Origin of the sequence: Candidatus Clavichlamydia salmonicola (assembly GCF_015356765.1) — a bacterium.
In the GTDB taxonomy this organism is placed as follows: domain Bacteria; phylum Chlamydiota; class Chlamydiia; order Chlamydiales; family Chlamydiaceae; genus Clavichlamydia; species Clavichlamydia salmonicola.
Map to the genome: position 1 here is coordinate 164,343 of NZ_WTCQ01000003.1, position 22,174 is coordinate 186,516.

Below are 22,174 nucleotides of genomic sequence, written 5' to 3' on the forward strand. Positions count from 1 at the left end.
TTCGAGACTTTGATTTAACTTAGTTTGTTATAAGATTAGTCTGTAGGAAAGTATGTCAAAAAAAGAAGATACAATAGTTTTAGAGGGGTCTGTACAAGAATTACTTCCAAATATGAATTTTTCTGTCATTTTGGAAAATGGAATGAAGGTAGCAGCTCATTTATGTGGTAAAATGCGCATGAGTAATATTCGTTTGCTTGTTGGAGATCGAGTTACAGTAGAAATGTCACCTTATGACTTAAGTAAGGCGCGTGTTGTATATCGACATCGCTAAGGGTTTCTTATTGATTTTTTTGAATTGGTTTCATAGACTGAGCCACTTTTTATTGCTTGGGTGAAATGACCAAAGAGCAGAGCCCGGATAGCTCAGGGGTAGAGCACTTGCATGGTAAGCAAGCGGTCATAGGTTCAATTCCTATTTCGGGCAAAATGAAAAACAAACAAAGAAGCAATGCTTCTGGAAATATTTTAAGAGGATTCTTGACATGTCAAAAGAAACTTTTCAACGTAACAAGCCTCACGTTAACATAGGAACGATTGGGCACGTCGATCATGGCAAAACAACATTAACTGCAGCAATTACTAGAGCTTTAGCTGGAGATGGATTAGCTGATTTTCGTGATTATGCTTCCATTGATAACACACCTGAAGAAAAGGCTCGTGGGATTACGATTACAGCTTCTCATGTAGAATACGAAACTGCTACTCGGCATTATGCTCATGTAGACTGTCCTGGTCATGCTGATTATGTAAAAAATATGATTACTGGCGCTGCTCAAATGGATGGAGCTATTTTAGTGGTTTCTGCTACAGATGGAGCTATGCCTCAAACGAAAGAACATATTTTATTAGCTCGTCAAGTAGGTGTTCCATACATTGTTGTATTTCTTAACAAAATTGATCAAATAGCACCTGAAGATATGGAGTTAGTTGATTTAGTAGAGATGGAATTAGCAGAGCTATTAGAAGAAAAAGGCTATGCTGGATGTCCTATTATTCGTGGTTCAGGATTAAAGGCATTAGAAGGCGATCCAGAGCAAGTTAAAAATATTCTCGCTCTTATGGATGCAGTGGATGCTAATATTCCAACGCCTGAAAGAGAAATTGATAAGCCATTCTTAATGCCAGTAGAAGATGTTTTCTCTATTTCTGGTCGTGGTACTGTTGTAACAGGGCGTATTGAAAGAGGAGTTGTAAAGACTTCTGATAAGGTTCAAATTATTGGATTATCTGATACTCGTGATACAATTGTTACTGGTATTGAAATGTTTCGTAAAGATTTGCCAGAAGGAAGAGCAGGGGAAAATGTTGGTCTGTTGCTAAGAGGTATTGGGAAAGGTGATGTTGAGCGAGGGATGGTAATTGCTGTTCCAGGTAGTGTAAAAGCTCATATGAAATGTAAAGGCGCTGTTTATATTTTAACAAAAGAAGAAGGAGGGCGTCATAAGCCTTTCTTTAGTGGTTACCGTCCTCAATTTTTCTTCAGAACAACTGATGTAACAGGTGTTGTTACATTGCCTGAAGGTGTGGAAATGGTAATGCCAGGTGATAATGTTGAGTTAACTGTTGAATTAATTTCTCCAGTTGCTCTTGAAGAGGGTATGCGTTTTGCTATTCGTGAAGGTGGCAGAACTATTGGGGCAGGTACTGTTTCAGCAATTCTTTAATTATCTCTGATAATTTGAGCTTGATCATATAATGATCAAGCTTATGGGTGTGTAGCTTAGCTGGTAGAGCAGTGGCCTCCAAAGCCACCGGTCAGGGGTTCGATTCCCTTCGCACCCGTAAATAAGGTCTTTATAAAAATGTTGTTTAGTTAAAGAGCATTTTTTGAAAATTTATAGTCAGTGGTTATGAAGGACAAAAAACGTAAAGTAATTACTTTAGCTAAAGAAAAAATAAGCTTTATGGCTTTTTCTAGGGCTTTAAAAGAAGAAGTAGGTAAAATTGAATGGACTGATAAGCAGCACTTATTAAGCTATTCAAAAATCATTCTGATGAGCTTGTTATTGTTTGGTGCTGGTGTTTATTTGATAGATGGCCTGATTAAAGGTGGTCTTGATACTATTAATATTTTTATGAATTTTTTCTTTGGTTAGATAACAATGCATAGTTGGTATGTTGTTCAAGTTTTTACAGCTCAAGAGAAGAAGGTTAAAAAAGCTTTAGAAGATTTTAAAGTTTCTTCTGGCATGGCTGATCTTTTGGAAGATATTATGCTTCCAACAGAAAATGTTATGGAGATTAAGAAGGGCGAGCAAAAAGTTATAGAAAAGCGAATTTGGCCTGGTTATGTGTTGTTGAAGATGATACTGACTGATGATTCATGGGCTTATGTAAAAGCTGTTCCAGGTGTCATAGATTTTCTTGGAGGAGACAAACCAGCCCCTTTATCTGATGCAGAAGTTCATGATATTTTACTACATTTAGAAGAGAAAAAGTCTGGCGTAGTTCCAAAACATAAATTTGAAATTGGTGCTCATGTTAAGATTAATGATGGAGTTTTTGTTAATTTCATAGGAACTGTATCTGAAGTTTTCCATGATAAGGGACGACTTAGTGTAATGGTTTCTATTTTTGGTAGAGAAACTCGAGTGGACGATTTAGAATTTTGGCAAGTTGAAGAGGCCATTCTTGATCAAGATTCGTGATTTAGTTGATGTCAACTTCTTAAAATTATAGGAGAATGATGAAATCAGTATATTCTAAATTCTTTTCTTCTTATAATGCCCAGATCTGTTCCTCAATTGTTTCAGTGAATTGAAATTTTGATAATACGTATTGAAAAGGTTTCTTTATGTCTAAGAAAAAGATAGTTAAATATCTTAGGTTACAAATTCTTGCTGGAAAAGCTAATCCAGCTCCACCAATAGGACCTTGTTTAGGTGCTGCGGGGGTCAATATTATGGGTTTTTGTAAGGAGTTTAATGCAGCTACTCAGGATAAAGTTGGTGAGCTTTTGCCAGTTATTATTACTGTTTATGCTGATAAAAGTTTTTCATTTATCACCAAACAACCACCAGCATCATCTCTTATTAAGAAAGAATTAGGGCTGGAATCAGGTTCTAAAATTCCAAATCGCGATAAAGTTGGAAAATTGACAAATGATCAAGTGAAAAAGATCGCTGAAAGAAAATATCCTGACTTAGGGGTTGTGTCCATGGATTCTGCTATGCAGATGATTCGAGGGACTGCCCAAAGTATGGGGATTGATGTCGAATAAAACCGGCAATATTTAGATTTAGATTAGGACTTTAATGCAGTTATGACAAAAAAGAGTAAAAGGATAAAAGATCTTTTAGGAGAATATAATGTAAAACAAACATATTCTCTTTTAGATGCTATTAAAATTTTGAAAGCCTCTGCTCCAGTTAAGTTTGATCAAACTATCGATGTATCTCTTAAGATCGGTGTTGATCCTAAACGATCTGATCAGCAAGTGCGTGGACCAGTTTTTCTTCCTCATGGAACAGGAAAAAAATTATCTATTTTGGTTTTTGCCTCTGGTGATAGATTATTGGAAGCTATTGAGGCAGGTGCTGAGTTTGCTGGTAATGACGATTTGATTGAAAAAATCAAAGGTGGTTGGACTGACTTTGATGCTGTTGTAGCAACACCTGATATGATGAGAGAGATTGGAAAGATTGCTAAAATTTTAGGGCCTAGAGGCCTTATGCCTTCTCCAAAATCAGGAACTGTAACGACAGATATTAGTAAAGCTATTGCAGAGCTCAAAAAAGGAAAGATTGAGTTTAGGCTTGATCGTAATGGGGTATGTAATGCTGGGGTAGGAAAACTTTCTTTTTCTGAAGAAGCTTTGAATGAAAACATAAAATCTTTTATTCAAGCAGTACTTCGTGCTAGGCCAGCTTCTGCTAAAGGGCAATATTTAATTTCATTTGCTGTTTCTTCTACCATGGGTTTAGGCCTTCGTGTTGACTTGAAAGAAATGATGTCTTTGTAATGATGAGAGGATGATATGAAGGAAGAAAAATCACTGCTTTTAGATGAAGTAAAGAGTAAGATCGAAGAATCTAATGGATTTGTTGTAATTTCTTATAAAGGATTAACAGCAGTATTATCAAGATTATTTCGTAATACGCTTTTTGATTTAGATGGAGAGTTTGAAGTTGTTAAAAAAACTATATTTTTGAAAGCTGCAGAATCAGCTGGTGTTTCAGTACCTCTCGAAGATACTGAAGGGCATATGGGGGTTTTATTTGGTAAACAAGATATAGCTCAGTTAGCTAAGAACATCATTGAATTCAACAAAAAAAATAATAATGTGTTCAAGATTTTAGGAGGACGAATAGAAGAATCCTCTTATACATCAGAAGAAATGGATGCTATTGCCGCTCTTCCAGGTATAAAAGAATTAAGAGCTCAGTTTGTTGGATTGATACAAGCTCCGTTGGCTAATGTAGTAGGTGTTGTGCAAGCAGTGCTTACAAGTGTGCTTAATTGCATGGAAGAAAAAATAAAAAAGAATCAAGAATAAAAAAAACAAAGAGGATTTAGCTGTGGCTACGGAAAATTTGGAAAAAATTGTCGAAGTATTGAGCGGCTTATCAGTATTAGATTTGTCGACATTGAAAAAAATGCTTGAAGAAAAATGGGATGTTACTGCTGCAGCTCCTATGGCAGCTATGATGATGGCTCCTGGTGCTGGAGGAGATGCTTCTGCTTCTGTTGAACCTTCAGAATTTATGGTTTCTCTTGAAGAAGTTCCTGCAGATAAGAAAATTTCTGTATTGAAAGTTATTCGTGAAATGACAGGATTGGCTTTAAAAGAAGCTAAAGAAATGACTGAAGGATTACCTAAAATAGTCAAAGAGAAAGTTTCTAAGACTGAAGCAGAAGAAGTTGTGAAAAAACTTCAAGATGCTGGTGGAAAAGTATCTATGAAAGGTATCTAATTAGTCTTTCTTGAGTGAATATCAAGAAAAATTATTTAAATACTTAATTAGAAGGAAAAACGCGTAAGATTTGTGTTTTCGTTTTTTTCCTTCTTGGTTCAATGTTGTTAAAACAAATCCTATGTTTAGGGTATGTTTTGAAAATTTGCAATAGATTTTGCTTCCTATTTTTTATTGTTTTTATAGAAAAACAATTTGAAAAGGAAGTTTTTAGTGTCAGTATTATTGGAGAGGTCACATGCTGAAAAGATGGCCAGAACGCGTCAGCTTTACCACAAAGGAAGATACTTTGGATCTTCCCAATCTTATCGAAATTCAAATAAAATCGTATAGTCAATTTCTTCAGGCAGATAGATTTCCTGAAGAAAGAGAAAAAATAGGATTACAGGAAGTTTTTCAAGAGATTTTTCCTATTAAATCATATAATGAAGCTACTGTGTTGGAGTTTCTTTCATATAATTTAGGAGTTCCAAAATATTCGCCTGAAGAAAGTATTCGGCGTGGTATTAGCTATAATGTGACACTAAAAGTTCGTTTTCGTTTAACTGATGAAACAGGAATTAAAGAAGAAGAAGTCTATATGGGCACTATTCCTTTAATGACTGATAAAGGAACTTTTATTATTAATGGCGCTGAACGGGTTGTTGTTTCTCAAGTTCATAGATCTCCAGGGATTAGTTTTGAACAAGAAAGACATCCAAAAGGCGTGATGCTTTTTTCTTTTAGAATTATTCCTTATCGAGGAAGTTGGTTAGAAGCGTTATTTGATATTAATGATTTGGTATACATTTATGTTGATAGAAAAAAACGTCGTCGTAAAATTCTTGCTACAACATTTATTAGGGCATTAGGTTACTCTTCTGATGCAGATATTATTGAAGAATTCTTTAATGTTGTTTCTAAGCCACTTACTGGTGAAAAAGATTTTGCTGATCTTGTAGGAATGATTTTAGCTGATAACGTTGTTAATGAAGGTGACTCTGGCTTAGTTTTTGGTAAAGCTGGGGAAAAAATGAGTACTGCAATGTTAAAACGTATGCTTGATGGAGGTATTCGTTCAGTAAAGATTGCAGAAGGAATTGATGAAACTCATTCAGTTATTAAAATGCTTGTCAAAGATCCCACAGATTCTTGTGAGGCAGCTTTAAAAGATTTTTATAGAAAAATTCGTCCAGGTGAACCTGCTACATTATCTAATGCTCGTTCAGCTGTTATGCGACTTTTCTTTGATCCTAAGCGTTATAATTTAGGTCGAGTTGGTCGTTATAAACTTAATCGTAAATTAGGTTTTACTATTGATGATGCCACTTTAACTAATGAAACACTTCTTAAGGAAGATGTTATTGGTGCTTTAAAGTATTTGATTAACTTGAAAATGGGTAATGGTAATGCAAAAGTGGATGATATTGATCATTTAGCAAATCGACGTGTTCGATCTGTAGGTGAATTAATACAAAATCAATGCCGTGTGGGGCTATCTCGCATGGAAAAAATTGTTAGAGAAAGAATTAATTTATTTGATTTTTCATCTGATACCTTAACTCCAGGAAAAATTGTTTCTGCTAAAGGACTGGCAAGTGTTTTAAAAGACTTTTTTGGACGTTCGCAATTATCTCAATTTATGGATCAAACAAATCCAGTAGCAGAGTTAACACATAAAAGACGTATATCTGCGCTTGGTCCAGGAGGATTAAATAGAGAACGAGCTGGCTTTGAAGTGAGAGATGTGCACTCAAGTCATTATGGTCGTATCTGTCCAATTGAAACTCCAGAAGGTCCAAACATTGGTTTGATTACATCTTTATCTGCATTTGCAAAAATTAATGAATTTGGATTTATTGAAACTCCTTATCGTGTAGTTAAAGATGGTATTGTTACTGAAGAAATTGAATATATGGCAGCAGATTCTGAAGAAAATTGTGTCATTGCTCAGGCTTCAGCTAAATTAGAAAACAATATGTTTGCTGAAGAAATTTGTTGGGCACGTTCTCAGGGAGAAGCTTATGAAGCTGATACTAATACAATCACTCACATGGATGTTTCTCCAAAACAGTTAGTGTCTATTGTTACTGGTTTAATTCCTTTCTTAGAACATGATGATGCTAACCGCGCATTGATGGGTTCGAATATGCAACGTCAGGCTGTACCATTACTTAAGACAGAAGCTCCTATAGTAGGTACAGGATTAGAAGGACGTGCAGCAAAAGATTCAGGCGCATTGCTGATTAATGAAAAAGAGTGTGTTGTAGAATATGTGGATGGTTTCCAGATAGTTGTGGCTTCTAAGCATAATTTATTAGAAAAAACAACTTATAATTTAAAGAAATTTATTCGATCTAATTCAGGGACATGTATTAATCAGCAGCCTTTATGTGAAGTAGGTGATGTATTATCTTATGGAGATGTCATTGCTGATGGTCCTGCTACAGATAAAGGAGAGCTGGCTTTAGGGAAAAATGTTTTAGTCGCATTTATGCCTTGGTATGGATACAACTTTGAAGATGCTATTATTATTTCTGAAAAACTTATTCGAGAAGATGCTTATACTTCTATTTATATAGAAGAATTTGAATTAACAGCTCGGGATACGAAGTTAGGAAAAGAAGAAATAACTCGAGATATTCCAAATGTTTCTGAGGAAGCATTAGCTAATCTTGGAGAAGATGGTATTGTTCGAATTGGAGCAGAAGTTAAGCCAGGAGATATTTTAGTTGGTAAAATCACTCCAAAATCAGAAACAGAATTAGCTCCTGAAGAGCGATTATTACGTGCTATTTTTGGTGAAAAAGCCGCAGATGTTAAAGATGCTTCATTAACAGTTCCTCCTGGGACTGAAGGTGTTGTAATGGATATCAAGGTGTTTAGTCGTCGAGATAGGTTGTCTAAAACAGATGATGAATTAGTAGAAGAAGCTCTTCATTTAAAAGATTTACAGAAAAATTATAAAAATCGATTAGCTGTTATCAAAATGGAAAGTCGAGAAAAATTAGGAGCTTTACTTCTTAATGAGAAAGTTCCAGCTACTGTAATACATAGAAGAACAGCAGAAATTCTTTTGGAAGAGGGTGAAATATTTACCCAAGAATTAATTGAAAGAGTTGAAAAAGAACAACTTATTGATTTAATTATGCCTTCTCTAGAGATATATGATGTTCTACGTTCTTTGTTAAGAGAGTATGAAATTTTATTACAACAAGTTGAAACAGATTATAGAACAGAAGTTGAGCAAATTAGAAAAGGTGATACAGATTTAGATCATGGCGTTATTCGTCAGGTTAAGGTTTATGTTGCTTCTAAAAGAAAACTTCAAGTTGGGGATAAAATGGCAGGACGTCATGGAAACAAAGGCGTTGTTTCTAAGATTGTTCCAGAAGCAGATATGCCCTATCTTCCCAATGGAGAAACTGTTGAAATTATTTTGAATCCATTAGGGGTTCCTTCTCGGATGAATGTGGGTCAAGTATTAGAAACTCACTTAGGTTACGCTGCCAAAAAAGCAGGGATACATGTAAAAAGTCCTGTGTTTGAAGGTTTCCCAGAGTCTGTTATTTGGACAATGATGGGTGAGCAAAATCTACCTATAGATGGAAAATCATTCTTGTATGATGGTCGAAATGGAGAACGTTTTGATAATCGAGTAGTGATTGGTTATATTTATATTATGAAGTTAAGTCATCTGATTGCTGATAAAATTCACGCGCGTTCCATAGGACCATATTCTTTAGTAACGCAACAACCATTAGGTGGAAAAGCTCAAATGGGTGGCCAGCGATTTGGAGAGATGGAAGTCTGGGCATTAGAAGCTTATGGAGCTGCTAATGTTTTACAAGAAATTTTAACTGTTAAATCTGATGATGTTGCAGGAAGAACACGCATTTATGAATCAATTGTTAAAGGAGAAAACTTGTTACAAACAGGAACTCCAGAGTCATTTAATGTATTAATTAAAGAAATGCAAGGTTTAGGCTTGGACGTCCAAACGAAGATGGTAGAAGTATGATAAAGAAGAATTTAGTTTTAGGAGATAGGGTTTGATGTTCGAAGATAATTCTCGAGAGTTAGGATTAACAGAAAGAGCTGATATGTTCGATAAACTAGAAATTGGAATTGCTTCTGATTCTGTGATTCGTGATAAATGGTCCTGTGGAGAGATAAAAAAATCAGAAACGATTAATTATCGAACTTTCAAGCCAGAAAAAGGTGGTCTTTTTTGTGAAAAAATCTTTGGTCCAACTAAAGATTGGGAATGCTGTTGTGGTAAATATAAAAAGATTAAGCATAAAGGTATCGTTTGTGATCGTTGTGGCGTAGAAGTTACTTTATCTAAGGTTCGACGAGAACGTATGGCTCATATAGAGTTAGCTGTTCCTGTAGTACATATTTGGTTTTTTAAAACGACACCATCGCGTATTGGAAATATTTTAGGTGTTTCAGCGTCTGATTTAGAAAGAGTTATTTATTATGAAGAAAGTGTAGTCATTGATCCAGGTACAACAGATTTATCAAAAAAGCAATTACTTAATGATGCTCAATATAGAGATGCAATAGGTAAATGGGGTAAAGATGCTTTTGTTGCTAAAATGGGTGGAGAAGCTATTTATGATCTTTTAAAAAATGAAAATCTTCAGGCTTTACTTGTCGATTTAAAAGAGCGATTGAGAAGAACAAAATCTCAGCAAGCACGGATGAAGTTGGCTAAAAGATTAAAAATTGTTGAAGGCTTTGTCACTTCTTCTAATCATTCTGAATGGATGGTTATGCGCAATATACCTGTGATTCCACCAGATTTAAGACCATTAGTTCCACTTGATGGAGGTCGTTTTGCTACTTCAGATTTAAATGATCTTTATAGACGTGTGATAAATAGAAATAATCGCTTAAAGGCTATTTTACGATTAAAAACGCCTGAAGTTATTGTTCGCAATGAAAAAAGAATGTTGCAAGAAGCAGTAGATGCTTTATTTGATAATGGTCGTCATGGCCATCCTGTAATGGGTGCAGGGAATCGTTCTTTAAAATCTTTATCAGAAATGCTTAAAGGTAAAAATGGACGTTTTCGTCAAAATCTTTTAGGTAAAAGGGTTGATTATTCAGGTAGATCAGTAATTATAGTTGGTCCTGAATTGAAATTTAATCAATGCGGTTTGCCTAAAGAAATGGCTCTAGAGTTATTTGAACCATTTATCATAAAGCGGCTTAAAGATTTAGGGTATGTATATACCATTCGTTCTGCTAAAAAGATGATTCAGCGTGGTGCTTCTGAAGTATGGGATGTATTAGAAGAGATTATTAAAGGGCATCCAGTTCTTTTAAATCGTGCTCCAACTTTACATCGTTTAGGAATTCAGGCTTTTGAACCAGTTCTTATTGAAGGCAAAGCTATACGAGTACATCCACTTGTTTGCGCAGCGTTTAATGCTGACTTCGATGGAGATCAAATGGCTGTCCATGTACCTCTCTCTGTAGAAGCGCAATTGGAAGCTAAAATTTTGATGATGGCTCCTGATAATATCTTTTTACCATCTTCTGGTAAACCAGTTGCTATTCCATCCAAGGATATGACTTTAGGTCTTTATTATTTGATGGCAGATCCAATATATGATCCAGAAGCACATAATCTAAAAATTAAGATTTTCAAAGATGAAAAAGAAGTTCTTCTAGCTATCCATGCTGGAGAATTTTTAAATGAGCGTTTAGATAATCGCCGAGATGTTACAGGTCGTGGATTACATATTCATGAAATTATTAAAGTGCGTATACAAGGACAAATTATTGAAACTACACCAGGTCGTGTATTATTCAATACGATTGTTCCTGTGGAATTAGGCTTTCAAAATTATGCTATGCCAAGTAAACGAATTAGTGAATTAATTTTGAATTGTTATAAAAAAGTAGGGTTAGAAGCTACAGTTCGATTTTTGGATGATTTGAAGGATCTTGGATTTTATCAAGCTACAAAAGCTGCTGTTTCTATGGGTCTTAAGGATATTAAGGTTCCAGAGATTAAAAAACAGGTTTTATTAGAAGCGCATCAAAAAGTAGCAATTGTTAAAAAACAATATGATGAAGGGATTATTACTGATGGAGAGCGTCATTCTAAAACCATTAGTATTTGGACTGAAGTCTCGGATATGTTGTCTGTTGCGCTTTATACTGAAATTAGCAAAGTAGAGAATAGTAAGCATAATCCATTATTCTTGATGATTGATTCTGGAGCTCGAGGTAATAAATCTCAGCTAAAGCAGTTAGGAGCATTAAGAGGATTAATGGCTAAGCCAACAGGCGCTATTATTGAATCACCTATTACTTCTAATTTTAGGGAAGGCTTAACAGTATTAGAATATTCTATTTCTTCTCATGGTGCTAGAAAAGGATTAGCGGATACAGCGTTAAAAACAGCAGATTCTGGATATTTAACTCGACGTTTGGTTGATGTTGCTCAAGATGTCATTATTACAGAACAAGATTGTGGTACATTGAATTGTATTGAAGTTGCTGCTGTTAGACAAGGTCAAGAAGAACTTTTGCCATTGAGAGATCGTATTTATGGTCGAACAGTTGCAGAGGATATTTGTCAGCCAGGTAATAAGAGTCATATTTTTGCTCATACAGGAGATGTGTTAACAGCTCAACAAGCAGAAGCGATTGATGATTCAGGAATTGATTTGATATCAATTCGCTCTACTTTAACTTGTGAGAGTAAAAGAGGTGTTTGCGCTAGGTGTTATGGATTAAATTTAGCTAATGGTCGTTTAGTTGGATTGGGAGAAGCTGTAGGTATTATTGCTGCTCAATCTATTGGAGAACCTGGCACACAGTTAACGATGAGAACATTCCATTTAGGTGGTATTGCTGCTACTTCGTTTATGCCTGAGATTGTTTCTGCTCATGATGGTATTCTAGTTTATATGGAATTACGTGTTGTAGAAGATAAAAATGGTCATTTTCTAGTTTTAAATAAGAAAGGTTCTCTTCATGTTGTAAGAGATGAAGGGCGTTCTCTTGAAGAATATAAAAAGCTTTTGAATACAAAATCTATAGAGCCATTAGAAACTTTTCCTGTAGAGTTAGGCGTAAAAGTCTTACTTAAAGATGGAGAAAAGCTTCGCGCAACTATGAAAATTGCAGAAGTTGAATTACATAATATTCCAATTATCTGTGATCGTCCTGGTTATGTAAAATATGAAGATCTTATAGAAGGTGTTTCTACAGAGAAAGCAACAAATAAGCATACAGGCTTAGTTGAATTAATTGTGAAACAACATCGTGGAGAATTACATCCACAGATTGCTATCTATTCTGATCCTGATTTTAAAGAATTAGTTGGAACATATGCTATTCCTTCAGGGGCTATTATCTCTGTTGAAGAGAATGAATATGTGGAACCAGGTATTTTATTAGCACGTTTACCAAGAGGTGCTATTAGAACAAAGGATATTACTGGAGGGTTGCCCCGGGTTGCTGAGCTTGTTGAAGCACGAAAACCTGAAGAAGCAGCTGAAATTGCAAAAATTGATGGAACAGTAGATTTTAAAGGTGTTCAAAAAAATAAACGTATTGTTGTCGTAAGAGACGAAAGTACAGGTATGGAAGAGGAGCATTTGATCAACTTGACTAAACACCTTATAGTTCAAAAAGGTGATGCAGTGATCAAAGGACAGCAATTAACTGATGGGTTAGTTGTTCCTCATGAAATTCTAGAAATTTGTGGTGTACGTGAGCTTCAAAAGTATTTAGTAAATGAAGTACAAGAAGTTTATCGTCTTCAAGGTGTAGACATTAATGATAAGCATATTGAAATTATTGTTAGACAAATGCTACAAAAAGTACGAATTCTTGATCCAGGTGATACAACACTATTATTTGGTGAAGAAGTTCAGAAAAAAGAATTTTATGAAGAAAATCGTCGTACAGAAGAAGAAGGTGGAAAACCAGCGCAGGCTGCTCCAGTTCTCTTAGGTATTACGAAAGCATCTTTAGGAACTGATTCTTTCATTTCAGCTGCTTCATTCCAAGACACTACAAGAGTCTTAACTGACGCTGCATGTTCAAGCAGGGTGGATTACTTATTAGGCTTTAAAGAGAATGTTATTATGGGTCATGTCATACCAGGTGGGACAGGATTTGATGTTCATTGTCGTGTGAAACAGTATCTTGATAAAGGTGCTGAGGAGCTGATTTTCAATTTTGATGATGTGCTGCTTAATTCATAAAATATTAATAAAAAGGCCCTCTTATTGAGGGCTTTTTTATTTTCTTTCTAATGTGTAATATCATATTTTTTAACATTAAAAAATTATATATTCATTTTATCTATTTATTTTTCATATAAGGATTCTGTTATATGGTCACAAAAGATGTGGTACCTTCAAGCTTTTCAAAATGCAGTATTGTTGTTGCAGATGGCGCTGATGCATTTGAAATTTCTCATATTGAAGGGATTCAGGATGTTACAACAAACCCAAGTTTAATTATTTCAGCTGTTTCTTCTGCAATATATGAAGATACTGTAAAAGAAGTATCAAAATGGAGTCAAAGTCTTAATAAGGCTGATTCTGAAAAGATTGGCTATATTACTGATTACTTAACAGTATCTATTGGGGTATCGTTATTAAAATTAATTCCAGGGCGAGTATCTACAGAAGTTGATCCACGTTTAGCTTTTGATACAACAGCTACATTAGAAAGAGCACGGCGTTTAATTTTGATGTATGATCAATTAGGAGTTGCTAAGGATAGGATTTTGATTAAGGTGCCAGCTACATGGGAAGGGATTCATGCTGCAGAGATCTTAGAAAAAGAAGGGATTCATTGTAATTTAACTTTAATTTTTAATCATGTTCAGGCTTTAGCGTGTGCTGAGGCAAATGTCACTCTTATTTCGCCATTTGTAGGACGTATTACAGAATGGTATCGCAATAATCCTCAGGTTATTCCACAAATAGGCGCAACATCTAAAGATTCAGGTGTTGCTTTTGTTTCATATGTTTATAATTATTTTAAAAAATTTGGGTTTAAAACTTTAGTAATGGCAGCCTCATTTCGTCATTTAGATCAAATTTTATCTTTATGTGGATGTGATTTGATCACTATTGGTTTATCATTTTTAAAAGAACTTGCTCATATTGATCCAAAAAGGATTCAGCAGCATTTAAATTCTGATCAAGCAATAAAAATGGACATAGCTGCGTTACCTCATGTAACACAAAATGATTTCACAAACGCTTTAAATGAAGATCTTATGGCAAAAGATTTATTGAAAAATGGTATTGAGCGTTTTACTAAAGATGCTATAGCATTAGAAGACTTTATTAAAAATCATTCAGCTTTTTCTTAATGATTAAAGTTTTTTTGTAATAATGTTTTATAAGATTTAATCTTAAATGAAGAAATGCTTTGTAAAAAAATATTAGCTAGTTGATCAAAACGTTCTTGAGAACAACTGCCATTAATAACATATGCTTGATCATCAATGACAGTAATAGCTTGTAACAGCGCAACAGCGCCAATATCAGAGTATTGTTCAAGATGAATGATTTCAAAGGTAAAATCAGAAGTTGTTAAGGAACCTTCTATACGACAAAAACGAGTCGAAGATTGTTTTTTATGATATTGCATTGCTTGCTGTACATAATTTTTCATAGAAAAAGAAGTATTTTCTATTGCAATGCTCAATGTTGGTGCCAGCCCATTTTGGTTGCCAGGCTCAATGTATAACGCGCATAAAGTTTTTGGCAAAAGGGATTTATCTGTAAATTGTTGCCAAGTAGATGGAATTAAAATAGAGCATACACCAATTTCTGAAATAGAAAAGGATGGTACCTCATCGTTTATTGAATTAGCTTGATTTTGAATTTTAGAATGACGTGATGATTTTTTAGGAGTTTTTTTATTTGAGTAAAAGGATGTTTGATTTTTTTTTCTTTTTTTTTTATGCGCATTAATTTGTTGAGGTTCTTTCCCTTCTATAGAGATAGTGCTAACAGCAATAGTAAAAAGGATTAAGAAAAATTTTTTCATTATTTTTTAGTAATAAGGGGTAAAGATGTACCGTTGTCTATATTAAGTTGAATCATAAAGCAAGCTTTCTTTAAGATAAAACCGAATTTATGACCATTTTCGAGGGTTTAATCTCATGTCAATATCCAAAGATGGCACAAACAAGTTGGAAGATATTTGTCGTAAACTACGACAAGATACTCTTGAGCCAGCAGAAAAAGAAGCAGCGGCGATTATAGCAAATGCTCATGAAGAAGCTCACAGTATCATTCAGTTAGCTAAAAAAGAAGCAAACTTAGAAAAAGAAAAAAGCCAAGAGCAAGTAAAAAAATATTTGAATTCAGGTGAAGAGGCTTTAAGGGTAAGTTTTCAACGTGTAATAGATGCATTAAAATATGACATTGAAAATGTATTATTTGGTGATAGTCTTAGTGAATGGTTAGACCAAGAGCTTTCTGATGAAAAAAATATTGTTCTATTGATCGAAGCACTCATAACATCCTTTAGGGAAGAAGGACTTGATTCAGATATTATGGTGAGTATTGGTTCTAAGATTTCTGCAGAGAGTATCAATAAATTATTGGCCCCACTCTTAGTGAAAAAATTAAAAAATAAGCAAGTTATTAATGGATCATTTTCAACAGGTGTTCATGTGCAAATTGTTAACAAAAAATTCATTATTCAAATTGATCGAGAATCATTAGAAGATCATTTTCAAAGATATCTTCAGAAAGATTTTAGAAATATGCTTTTTGGGAAAAAAAAATCTGCAGAGCAATTATAGCGAATGATTGTGGTAATTTTTAGAAATCTAGTAAAGAGGGTATAATGGGACAAAATTATTTTTTATCCTCTTTGATTTATCCTCGAAATAGTGATATGGTTTCTGAATTTTCTTTTTCTGAAATATTTACGTTAATTCAAGATCATTTCTCTGTAGCTGATTTAAATAAAGCAAAAATATTATATAGATTTTTTGATTTATCAAATTGGCAGATGTTATGGGCAGGACAACCACTGAATTTCTCTTGTGAATATGGTGATGAAGCTCTTAATGAAAAATTTTCTCTAATTGAAAAAACTCAAATATATTCAAGTGAAGAAAAGTTACAGTTATTTTTTTGTGATTTTCTTAACGCATATTTAACTGATCAAGACAGGCTTAAGCATTTTTCTGAACTAGTAAAAGCTTTTATTTTTTTTTATAAAGATACTCCAGGATTTATTGGAGAATATCTTCAATTTAAAAGTGATTTAAGGATTTTATTAGCAAGTTATCGAGCTAAGCAAAAGAGTCAGCGATTAAGTGAATTTTTGCATAAAACAGAAATGAATGATCCATTAACACAATATCTTTTTTGTCATGAAGACAATCCAATATTTTTAGTGCCGCAACAGTATGAAGAACTTGCGATTATATTAAATGATTATTATCAAAAACCCTCTTTGTTAAGAAGCCAGTTATTATCCTATGAATCTAGATTTATTAGTGATCAGGCAAAGAGTTATTTTGTTTCTTCTGATTTTGTATTAGCACATATGACATTATCATTAATTGCAGAACAGCAGTTTACGCTTTCTTCTACTTTAGAAGATAAGATAACATTAATTGAAAAGGCTATAGCATGAAGAACAAAAAATTGCAGGGAGCCTCAGGAAGGGTTGTTAAGGCATATGGAAACTTGTTAAAGGTATCTTTCGAAGGTAACATTTGCCAAGGTGAAGTGGCTTTTGTCATAACGGGTGGTGTAGGGCTAAAAGCTGAAACAATCGAAATCTGTGGTTCTGAAGCAAAGTTACAAGTTTTTGAGGAGACCCATGGGGTCAAAATGGACGATGAAGTACAATTTTCTGGTCATCGTTTAGAAGCAGAATTAGGTCCAGGATTACTCAAAAATGTTGTAGATGGTTTACAAAATCGACTAGAAGTATTAGCTCCTCAAACAGGTGCATTTTTGAAAAGAGGTGTTTATGTAACAGCTCTGGATCATCAAGTGCTATGGGATTATACGCCAGTAGCTAAGGTAGGAGATGCCTTAATTAGAGGCGATGTTTTAGGAACAGTGCCAGAAAGTCATTTTTGCCATAAGGTTATGTTGCCTTTTTCATGCTTTCATAAAGTTAATATTACATGGGTTATATCGCCTGGTAAATATACTGTAAATACTGTGGTAGCAAAAGGGAAGGGTCCTGATGGCATCGATCAAGAATTTACAATGTTACAAAAATGGCCTATTAAAGAACCATTAATTGAAGGGCAAAAAGTTTCTCCAACAGAACCACTATCAGTAGGGCTACGGATTTTAGACACGCAAGTTCCTGTGCTAAAGGGTGGAACATTTTGTACGCCAGGACCATTTGGAGCAGGAAAAACAGTTCTTCAGCATCATCTTTCTCGCTATGCTAAAACTGATGTTGTGATTTTATGTGCATGCGGAGAAAGAGCTGGAGAAGTTGTAGAGGTTTTACAAGAGTTTCCATTTTTAAATGATCCTTATACTAAAGAGCCTTTAATTAATCGCACTGCGATTATTTGCAACACATCTTCAATGCCAGTGGCTGCTCGTGAAGCTTCAATATATATGGGGATTACTATAGCTGAATATTATCGTCAAATGGGATTAGATGTTTTGTTACTTGCTGATTCTACTTCTCGGTGGGCGCAAGCATTAAGAGAAATGTCAGGGCGATTAGAAGAAATTCCTGGTGAAGAGGCTTTTCCAGCTTATCTTTCATCACGTATTTCAGCTTTTTATGAACGAGCAGGTGTTCTTGCTTTACAAGAAGGTATTCATGGTTCTTTAACAATCTGTGGATCAGTATCACCAGCAGGAGGTAATTTTGAAGAGCCTGTTACGCGTGCAACTTTGAGTATTGTAGGCGCATTTTGTGGCTTATCAAAAGCTCGAGCAGATTCAAGACGTTATCCAGCTATAGATCCTTTAATTTCTTGGTCTAAGTATTTAGATCAGGTAGGTATTGTAATGGAAAAGCATTCTTTAGGATGGCTGGATACAGTTCTGCAAGCTCAAAAATTGCTAGAAGAGCGTAATGAAATTGAACAGCGTATGGAAGTTGTTGGTTCTGATGGTATTTCTATTTCTGATATGGAAATATTTTTAAAAGGAGAGCTTTATGATTTTTGTTATCTTCAACAAAATGCTTTTGATCCTGTAGATAATTATTGTTCTTCAGAAAGACAATTAGAGTTACTTAAATTGATGCAAAAGATTTTTAATACATCATTTGCATATAGTGATGGGGATAGTATTAGAGAATATTTCTTAATTTTACAAAGTAAAATTAAAAACTTGAATGCATTAGTGTTTAAATCAGTAGAGTATCAAGAAAATAATCAAGCTATTGAACAATTTGTGGAGCAACACATTAGAGAGGTTTCGTGAAAAAAGTATATACGAAAATTCAAAATATTAAAGGAAGCTTAATTACTCTGGAAGCTGATAAAGCTGGTTTAGGGGATTTGGTAATGATTAAACGAAAGGATGGGTGTAAGTTTTTGAGCTCTGTCATTGCTTTTGATGGTAATGCAGTTACTTTACAAGTTTTTGGTGGCACTAATGGAATTTCCACTTCTGATGAGGTTGTTTTTTTACATAGACCTATGGAATTTACTTTTGATAATTCCTTATTAGGCAGGTCTTTTAATAGTTTAGGTTTACCAATAGATGGGGGTAATCCTATCCAAGGCGATCCTTTGCCTATTAATACACCATGTTTTAACCCAGTATGTCGAGCAGCACCCAGACAAATGGTGCGTACCAATATTCCTTTAATTGATGTGTTTAATTGTTTGGTTAAATCACAAAAAATTCCTATTTTTGCTGCTCCAGGCGAAGAATATAATAAACTACTTTTACGAATTTGTAATCAAACAGATGCAGATGTAGTAGTTATTGGTGGAATGGGATTATCTTTTTTTGATTATCGTTTATTTATGGATAACGCAGAAAATCATGGAGCCGCAGGAAAAACAGTAATGTTTGTTCATCGAGCTGTAGATCCTTCTGTAGAATGTATTTTAGTTCCAGACATGGCTTTAGCTTGTGCAGAACGTTTTGCTGTAGATAAAGGCAAAAATGTTTTAGTTCTTTTAAGTGATATGACTGCATTTGCGGATGCATTGAAAGAAATTTCAGTGACAATGGATCAAATTCCAGCAAATAGAGGCTATCCAGGTTCTTTATATTCTGATTTAGCTTCTCGTTATGAGAAAGCTGTTGAGATTAAAGGAGGAGGATCTGTCACTATTGTAAGTGTAACTACTATGCCTGGTGATGATATTACACATCCTGTTCCAGATAATACTGGATTTATTACAGAAGGCCAGTTTTACATGAAGGGTGGACGAATTGATCCTTTTGGTTCTCTTTCTCGTTTGAAACAATTAGTAATAGGTAAGGTTACTCGGGAAGATCATGGAGATTTAGCGAATGCTTTAGTTCGTTTGTATGCAGATTCAGGTAAAGCTAAAGAAAGATCTTCTATGGGTTTTCGTTTAAGTGCATGGGATGAAAAACTTGTACAATTTGCAACTTTGTTTGAAAACGAATTAATGCATCCAGATGTCAATTTACCTTTAGATGATGCTTTAAATGTAGGATGGAAGATTTTGGCAACATGTTTTAGTCGAGATGAAGTTGGAATAAAGAAACATTTGATAGATACTTATTGGTTGAATGAATGAAAACGTTGCGACTCACAAAAAATGAACTTAAAGGAGAGATGTCTCGTTTAGCTCGTTTAGAGCAATATTTGCCAACTTTAAAGTTAAAGAAAGTGTTATTGCAGTGTGAAGTGGATCAAATGCTTTATGAACAAGATTGCTTAAAAGAAAAGTTGGATGCTTTTCGAGATGTTTTAATGGAGTCAGCAATTTTATTTACTGTCCCAACTCATTGCCCTATTAAGGATATGCTTCAAATTGAAGAAATTTCCTATCGCAAAAGAAATATAGCAGGAATGGAAGTCAAATTTGTTGATTACATAGATTTTAAAGAATTTTTTTGTGGTATTATAGATACACCTGTTTGGTGGGATTCATTTATAGAGCAATTAAGAAATTTTAAAAAAGTATTTGAACAAGTAAAGCAAGTTAATAAAAATAAGGAAATACTTGATAAAGAGCTACATACTATTTCTTTGAGAGTTAGTTTATTTGAAAAAAATTTAATTCCTAAAACTCTTCAAAATATTAAAAAAATTAGAATTTTTTTAGAAGATCAGGCTATTTCTACGTTAGGGCAGATCAAAATGGCAAAAAAAAAATTACAAATGAAGAATAGTAGGGCCATATGAGAGCGAAATTAAAAAAAATATTGTTCTTTGGCCCTAAAGATAATCGGAAGCAGTTTTTAAAATTATGTCGTGATCAGTCAGAAGTAGAATTTATAGGTGCATCTAAAGAGTTATCTCACAAAGTATTATCAGAAGATGCGGGGCTGATTTCTGAAGCATTAATGGTGGTTCAAGAATATCAATTATCAGAAAAAACTGGATTAACTGATCAAAATCAGAATACTGCAGTGATGCATCATGTCGAAAGAATTATAGAACTATATCATACTCATTCCAAAATAATGGATGAGTTAAAACATTTGTATAAAGAAATAGAAAAACTTACTCCTATAGGAGATGTTACTCTTGCTGATATAGAACATTTATCTCTATCCTTTAAAAAGCCAATTAGTTTTTATGAATGTATAAAAGGTCATATCCCAGCTGCACAGAATGAGGATGATCATGTAGTATTTATCACCCATCATTTAGCTAGGTCTTTTTTTGTCTTGATAGGTGAATGTGAAGCTTGTTGTAAAAAAGGAATTAAATTTTCTATCCAAATTTCTTTAAAAGATTTAAATAAAGAAGTAGTAGTTAAAGAGCAGCAGATTAAAAAAATTGAAAAAGAATTAAAAATTCTTTCTGATAACCAAACTCATTTAAGAAAAGCTTTTGCTCAAGAAGTTGATAAATTTCGATTACAAAGTGTGCAATCAGCATCTGCACTTTTGTTAAATGATAAATATTTTGCTTTAGAGGGATGGGTACCTGTGGAACAGTTAGAGCAGGTAAGCAAACTTGCTCAATCAGTGACTGTTTTCATTGAAGAGTTAACTATTGATCCTGATGAAGTGATTCCTACATATTTACAAAATAAAACAATGGGAAAATTAGGCGAAGACTTAGTTGTTCTTTATGATATTCCATCTTCTCAAGAAAAAGATCCTTCTAAATGGGTATTAGGTAGTTTTATCTGCTTTTTTTCTATTATTATTGGAGATGCAGGATATGGTTTAATTTTCTTATTAGCTTTAGGATTAGGTTTATTTGGATTACAATCAAAAAAGAAAAAAATTCCACAAGCTACAAAAAGATTTGTGAAATTAGCCATGATATTAAGTCTTGCTTGCGTTGTTTGGGGAGTATTGGACTCTGCATTTTTTGGATTACATATATCACCTTTAAGTTCTTTAAAAAAAGTTTCATTAAAACATTTATTGGTTACTAAAAAAGCTGATTATTTAATAAAGAATAAACCTGCAGTTTATAAAGAATTATTAAAAGAATATCCAAAATTACAACAATCGAAGACTGGATTATCTTTTTGTACAGATGTTGTTAAACAGGGAACTGTATTTCCTATATATGATATGCTAGCTGGACAAGCTGCGATGGAAATAGCTTTATTTATTGGTGTGATTCATTTGACTATGGCTTTTCTTAGACATTTAAGAAGTGAAGTAAGTGGGCTAGGATGGATTATTTTTATGCTAGGTTGTTACTTGTATGTTCCTGTGTATTTGGGGACATTTACAATAGTTAATTATTTATTTGGACTATCACCCATATTATGTGGTCAATGGGGCATGTGGATGCTTTATGGTGGTGTCAGTTTAGCTATGGTATTTATCTTAATTAAAAAAAAGATAGCAGGTTTAGCTGAAATAGCTTTAGTTATTCAGGTGTTTTCAGATGTACTATCATATGTAAGGCTTTATGCTTTAGCTTTGGCTGGAGGGATGATGGCTCAAACTTTTAATGAAATGGCGGCATCTTTGCCGTTAGTTTTAGGTATAGTTGTTTTATTGCTTGGACATTCAGTTAATATTTTATTAGGTGTTATGGGTGGAGTCATTCATGGCCTACGACTGAATTTTATTGAATGGTATCACTATGGGTTTGAAGGAGGAGGAAAATTATTTTCTCCACTAAAAAAAATCCAAATAGAAGAATAATTTATT

The 22,174-nt window shown here is 34.0% G+C and carries 18 protein-coding genes and 2 tRNA genes; 19 read left to right on the plus strand and 1 reads right to left on the minus strand.

Annotated elements, in window-relative coordinates; all coding sequences use genetic code 11:
- The first annotated feature begins 52 nt into the window (after window positions 1-52).
- The 13 genes from infA (at window position 53) to CLAVI_RS03975 (ending at window position 14,253) form a co-directional block, all read left to right on the plus strand.
- On the plus strand, window positions 53-274 hold the full coding sequence (infA, locus tag CLAVI_RS03915; protein WP_194844287.1) for a translation initiation factor IF-1: 222 nt from the start codon (window positions 53-55) through the stop codon (window positions 272-274).
- An 81-nt stretch (window positions 275-355) separates the two neighbouring features.
- A tRNA-Thr gene (locus tag CLAVI_RS03920) sits at window positions 356-427 on the plus strand.
- Between the two features lie 58 nt (window positions 428-485).
- Complete coding sequence (gene tuf / locus CLAVI_RS03925; RefSeq protein ID WP_194844288.1) at window positions 486-1,667, plus strand: elongation factor Tu; 1,182 nt, start codon at window positions 486-488, stop codon at window positions 1,665-1,667.
- A gap of 45 nt (window positions 1,668-1,712) precedes the next feature.
- Window positions 1,713-1,785: transfer RNA gene (locus CLAVI_RS03930), tRNA-Trp, on the plus strand.
- A gap of 68 nt (window positions 1,786-1,853) precedes the next feature.
- Window positions 1,854-2,099 (plus strand): preprotein translocase subunit SecE, encoded by a 246-nt coding sequence (gene secE, locus CLAVI_RS03935; RefSeq protein WP_194844289.1) that lies wholly within the window; start codon window positions 1,854-1,856, stop codon window positions 2,097-2,099.
- 6 nt (window positions 2,100-2,105) lie between these two features.
- Window positions 2,106-2,651 (plus strand): transcription termination/antitermination protein NusG, encoded by a 546-nt coding sequence (gene nusG, locus CLAVI_RS03940; RefSeq protein ID WP_194844290.1) that lies wholly within the window; start codon window positions 2,106-2,108, stop codon window positions 2,649-2,651.
- Between the two features lie 146 nt (window positions 2,652-2,797).
- On the plus strand, window positions 2,798-3,223 hold the full coding sequence (rplK, locus tag CLAVI_RS03945; RefSeq protein WP_194844291.1) for a 50S ribosomal protein L11: 426 nt from the start codon (window positions 2,798-2,800) through the stop codon (window positions 3,221-3,223).
- Between the two features lie 42 nt (window positions 3,224-3,265).
- Complete coding sequence (gene rplA, locus CLAVI_RS03950) at window positions 3,266-3,964, plus strand: 50S ribosomal protein L1 (protein ID WP_194844292.1); 699 nt, start codon at window positions 3,266-3,268, stop codon at window positions 3,962-3,964.
- A gap of 15 nt (window positions 3,965-3,979) precedes the next feature.
- Window positions 3,980-4,498 carry a 50S ribosomal protein L10 gene (gene rplJ / locus CLAVI_RS03955; RefSeq protein WP_194844293.1) on the plus strand — a complete coding sequence of 173 codons (519 nt, stop codon included), beginning with the start codon at window positions 3,980-3,982 and terminating at the stop codon, window positions 4,496-4,498.
- A 22-nt stretch (window positions 4,499-4,520) separates the two neighbouring features.
- Complete coding sequence (gene rplL / locus CLAVI_RS03960) at window positions 4,521-4,916, plus strand: 50S ribosomal protein L7/L12 (protein ID WP_194844294.1); 396 nt, start codon at window positions 4,521-4,523, stop codon at window positions 4,914-4,916.
- A gap of 241 nt (window positions 4,917-5,157) precedes the next feature.
- Window positions 5,158-8,916, plus strand: coding sequence for a DNA-directed RNA polymerase subunit beta (gene rpoB, locus CLAVI_RS03965; protein ID WP_194844349.1), 3,759 nt, complete (start codon window positions 5,158-5,160; stop codon window positions 8,914-8,916).
- A 34-nt stretch (window positions 8,917-8,950) separates the two neighbouring features.
- The gene (rpoC, locus tag CLAVI_RS03970) at window positions 8,951-13,129 is read left to right on the plus strand and encodes a DNA-directed RNA polymerase subunit beta' (RefSeq protein ID WP_194844295.1); all 4,179 of its coding nucleotides are present in this window, start codon (window positions 8,951-8,953) and stop codon (window positions 13,127-13,129) included.
- A gap of 131 nt (window positions 13,130-13,260) precedes the next feature.
- Window positions 13,261-14,253: a transaldolase family protein gene (locus CLAVI_RS03975; RefSeq protein WP_194844296.1), complete on the plus strand. Its 993-nt coding sequence runs from the start codon at window positions 13,261-13,263 to the stop codon at window positions 14,251-14,253.
- Here CLAVI_RS03975 and CLAVI_RS03980 read toward each other — a convergent pair.
- On the minus strand, window positions 14,250-14,936 hold the full coding sequence (locus CLAVI_RS03980) for a hypothetical protein (protein ID WP_194844297.1): 687 nt from the start codon (window positions 14,934-14,936) through the stop codon (window positions 14,250-14,252). The two genes, CLAVI_RS03975 and CLAVI_RS03980, sit on opposite strands and share 4 nt — an antisense overlap.
- Window positions 14,937-15,051: 115 nt before the next feature.
- Here CLAVI_RS03980 and CLAVI_RS03985 point away from each other — a divergent pair, with 115 nt between their 5' ends.
- Genes CLAVI_RS03985 through CLAVI_RS04010 form a run of 6 tightly spaced genes read left to right on the plus strand, consistent with a single transcriptional unit; the run spans window position 15,052 to window position 22,168 of the window.
- Window positions 15,052-15,699 (plus strand): hypothetical protein, encoded by a 648-nt coding sequence (locus tag CLAVI_RS03985; RefSeq protein ID WP_194844298.1) that lies wholly within the window; start codon window positions 15,052-15,054, stop codon window positions 15,697-15,699.
- Between the two features lie 44 nt (window positions 15,700-15,743).
- A complete protein-coding gene (locus CLAVI_RS03990) occupies window positions 15,744-16,544 on the plus strand; it encodes a DUF2764 family protein (protein ID WP_194844299.1) in 801 nt (266 codons plus the stop codon).
- On the plus strand, window positions 16,541-18,319 hold the full coding sequence (locus CLAVI_RS03995) for a V-type ATP synthase subunit A (protein WP_194844300.1): 1,779 nt from the start codon (window positions 16,541-16,543) through the stop codon (window positions 18,317-18,319). The genes CLAVI_RS03990 and CLAVI_RS03995 overlap by 4 nt, the downstream gene beginning before the upstream one ends.
- The gene (locus CLAVI_RS04000) at window positions 18,316-19,620 is read left to right on the plus strand and encodes a V-type ATP synthase subunit B (protein ID WP_194844301.1); all 1,305 of its coding nucleotides are present in this window, start codon (window positions 18,316-18,318) and stop codon (window positions 19,618-19,620) included. Before CLAVI_RS03995 ends, CLAVI_RS04000 begins: the two co-directional genes overlap by 4 nt.
- Complete coding sequence (locus CLAVI_RS04005) at window positions 19,617-20,231, plus strand: V-type ATP synthase subunit D (RefSeq protein WP_194844302.1); 615 nt, start codon at window positions 19,617-19,619, stop codon at window positions 20,229-20,231. Before CLAVI_RS04000 ends, CLAVI_RS04005 begins: the two co-directional genes overlap by 4 nt.
- Entirely contained in the window at window positions 20,228-22,168 is a 1,941-nt protein-coding gene (locus CLAVI_RS04010) for a V-type ATP synthase subunit I domain-containing protein (protein ID WP_194844303.1), read from the plus strand. The genes CLAVI_RS04005 and CLAVI_RS04010 overlap by 4 nt, the downstream gene beginning before the upstream one ends.
- The last annotated feature ends 6 nt before the right edge of the window (window positions 22,169-22,174 follow it).

Bases quoted from the DNA above. Each gene is read 5' to 3' on its own strand.
- CLAVI_RS03980 (WP_194844297.1), bottom strand. From the start codon at position 14,936: ATGAAAAAATTTTTCTTAATCCTTTTTACTATTGCTGTTAGCACTATC.
- CLAVI_RS03995 (WP_194844300.1), top strand. From the start codon at position 16,541: ATGAAGAACAAAAAATTGCAGGGAGCCTCAGGAAGGGTTGTTAAGGCA.
- CLAVI_RS03975 (WP_194844296.1), top strand. From the start codon at position 13,261: ATGGTCACAAAAGATGTGGTACCTTCAAGCTTTTCAAAATGCAGTATT.
- rpoC (WP_194844295.1), top strand. From the start codon at position 8,951: ATGTTCGAAGATAATTCTCGAGAGTTAGGATTAACAGAAAGAGCTGAT.
- CLAVI_RS04005 (WP_194844302.1), top strand. From the start codon at position 19,617: ATGAAAACGTTGCGACTCACAAAAAATGAACTTAAAGGAGAGATGTCT.
- CLAVI_RS04010 (WP_194844303.1), top strand. From the start codon at position 20,228: ATGAGAGCGAAATTAAAAAAAATATTGTTCTTTGGCCCTAAAGATAAT.
- CLAVI_RS03990 (WP_194844299.1), top strand. From the start codon at position 15,744: ATGGGACAAAATTATTTTTTATCCTCTTTGATTTATCCTCGAAATAGT.
- infA (WP_194844287.1), top strand. From the start codon at position 53: ATGTCAAAAAAAGAAGATACAATAGTTTTAGAGGGGTCTGTACAAGAA.
- CLAVI_RS03985 (WP_194844298.1), top strand. From the start codon at position 15,052: ATGTCAATATCCAAAGATGGCACAAACAAGTTGGAAGATATTTGTCGT.
- tuf (WP_194844288.1), top strand. From the start codon at position 486: ATGTCAAAAGAAACTTTTCAACGTAACAAGCCTCACGTTAACATAGGA.
- rplA (WP_194844292.1), top strand. From the start codon at position 3,266: ATGACAAAAAAGAGTAAAAGGATAAAAGATCTTTTAGGAGAATATAAT.
- secE (WP_194844289.1), top strand. From the start codon at position 1,854: ATGAAGGACAAAAAACGTAAAGTAATTACTTTAGCTAAAGAAAAAATA.
- rplJ (WP_194844293.1), top strand. From the start codon at position 3,980: ATGAAGGAAGAAAAATCACTGCTTTTAGATGAAGTAAAGAGTAAGATC.
- rplK (WP_194844291.1), top strand. From the start codon at position 2,798: ATGTCTAAGAAAAAGATAGTTAAATATCTTAGGTTACAAATTCTTGCT.
- nusG (WP_194844290.1), top strand. From the start codon at position 2,106: ATGCATAGTTGGTATGTTGTTCAAGTTTTTACAGCTCAAGAGAAGAAG.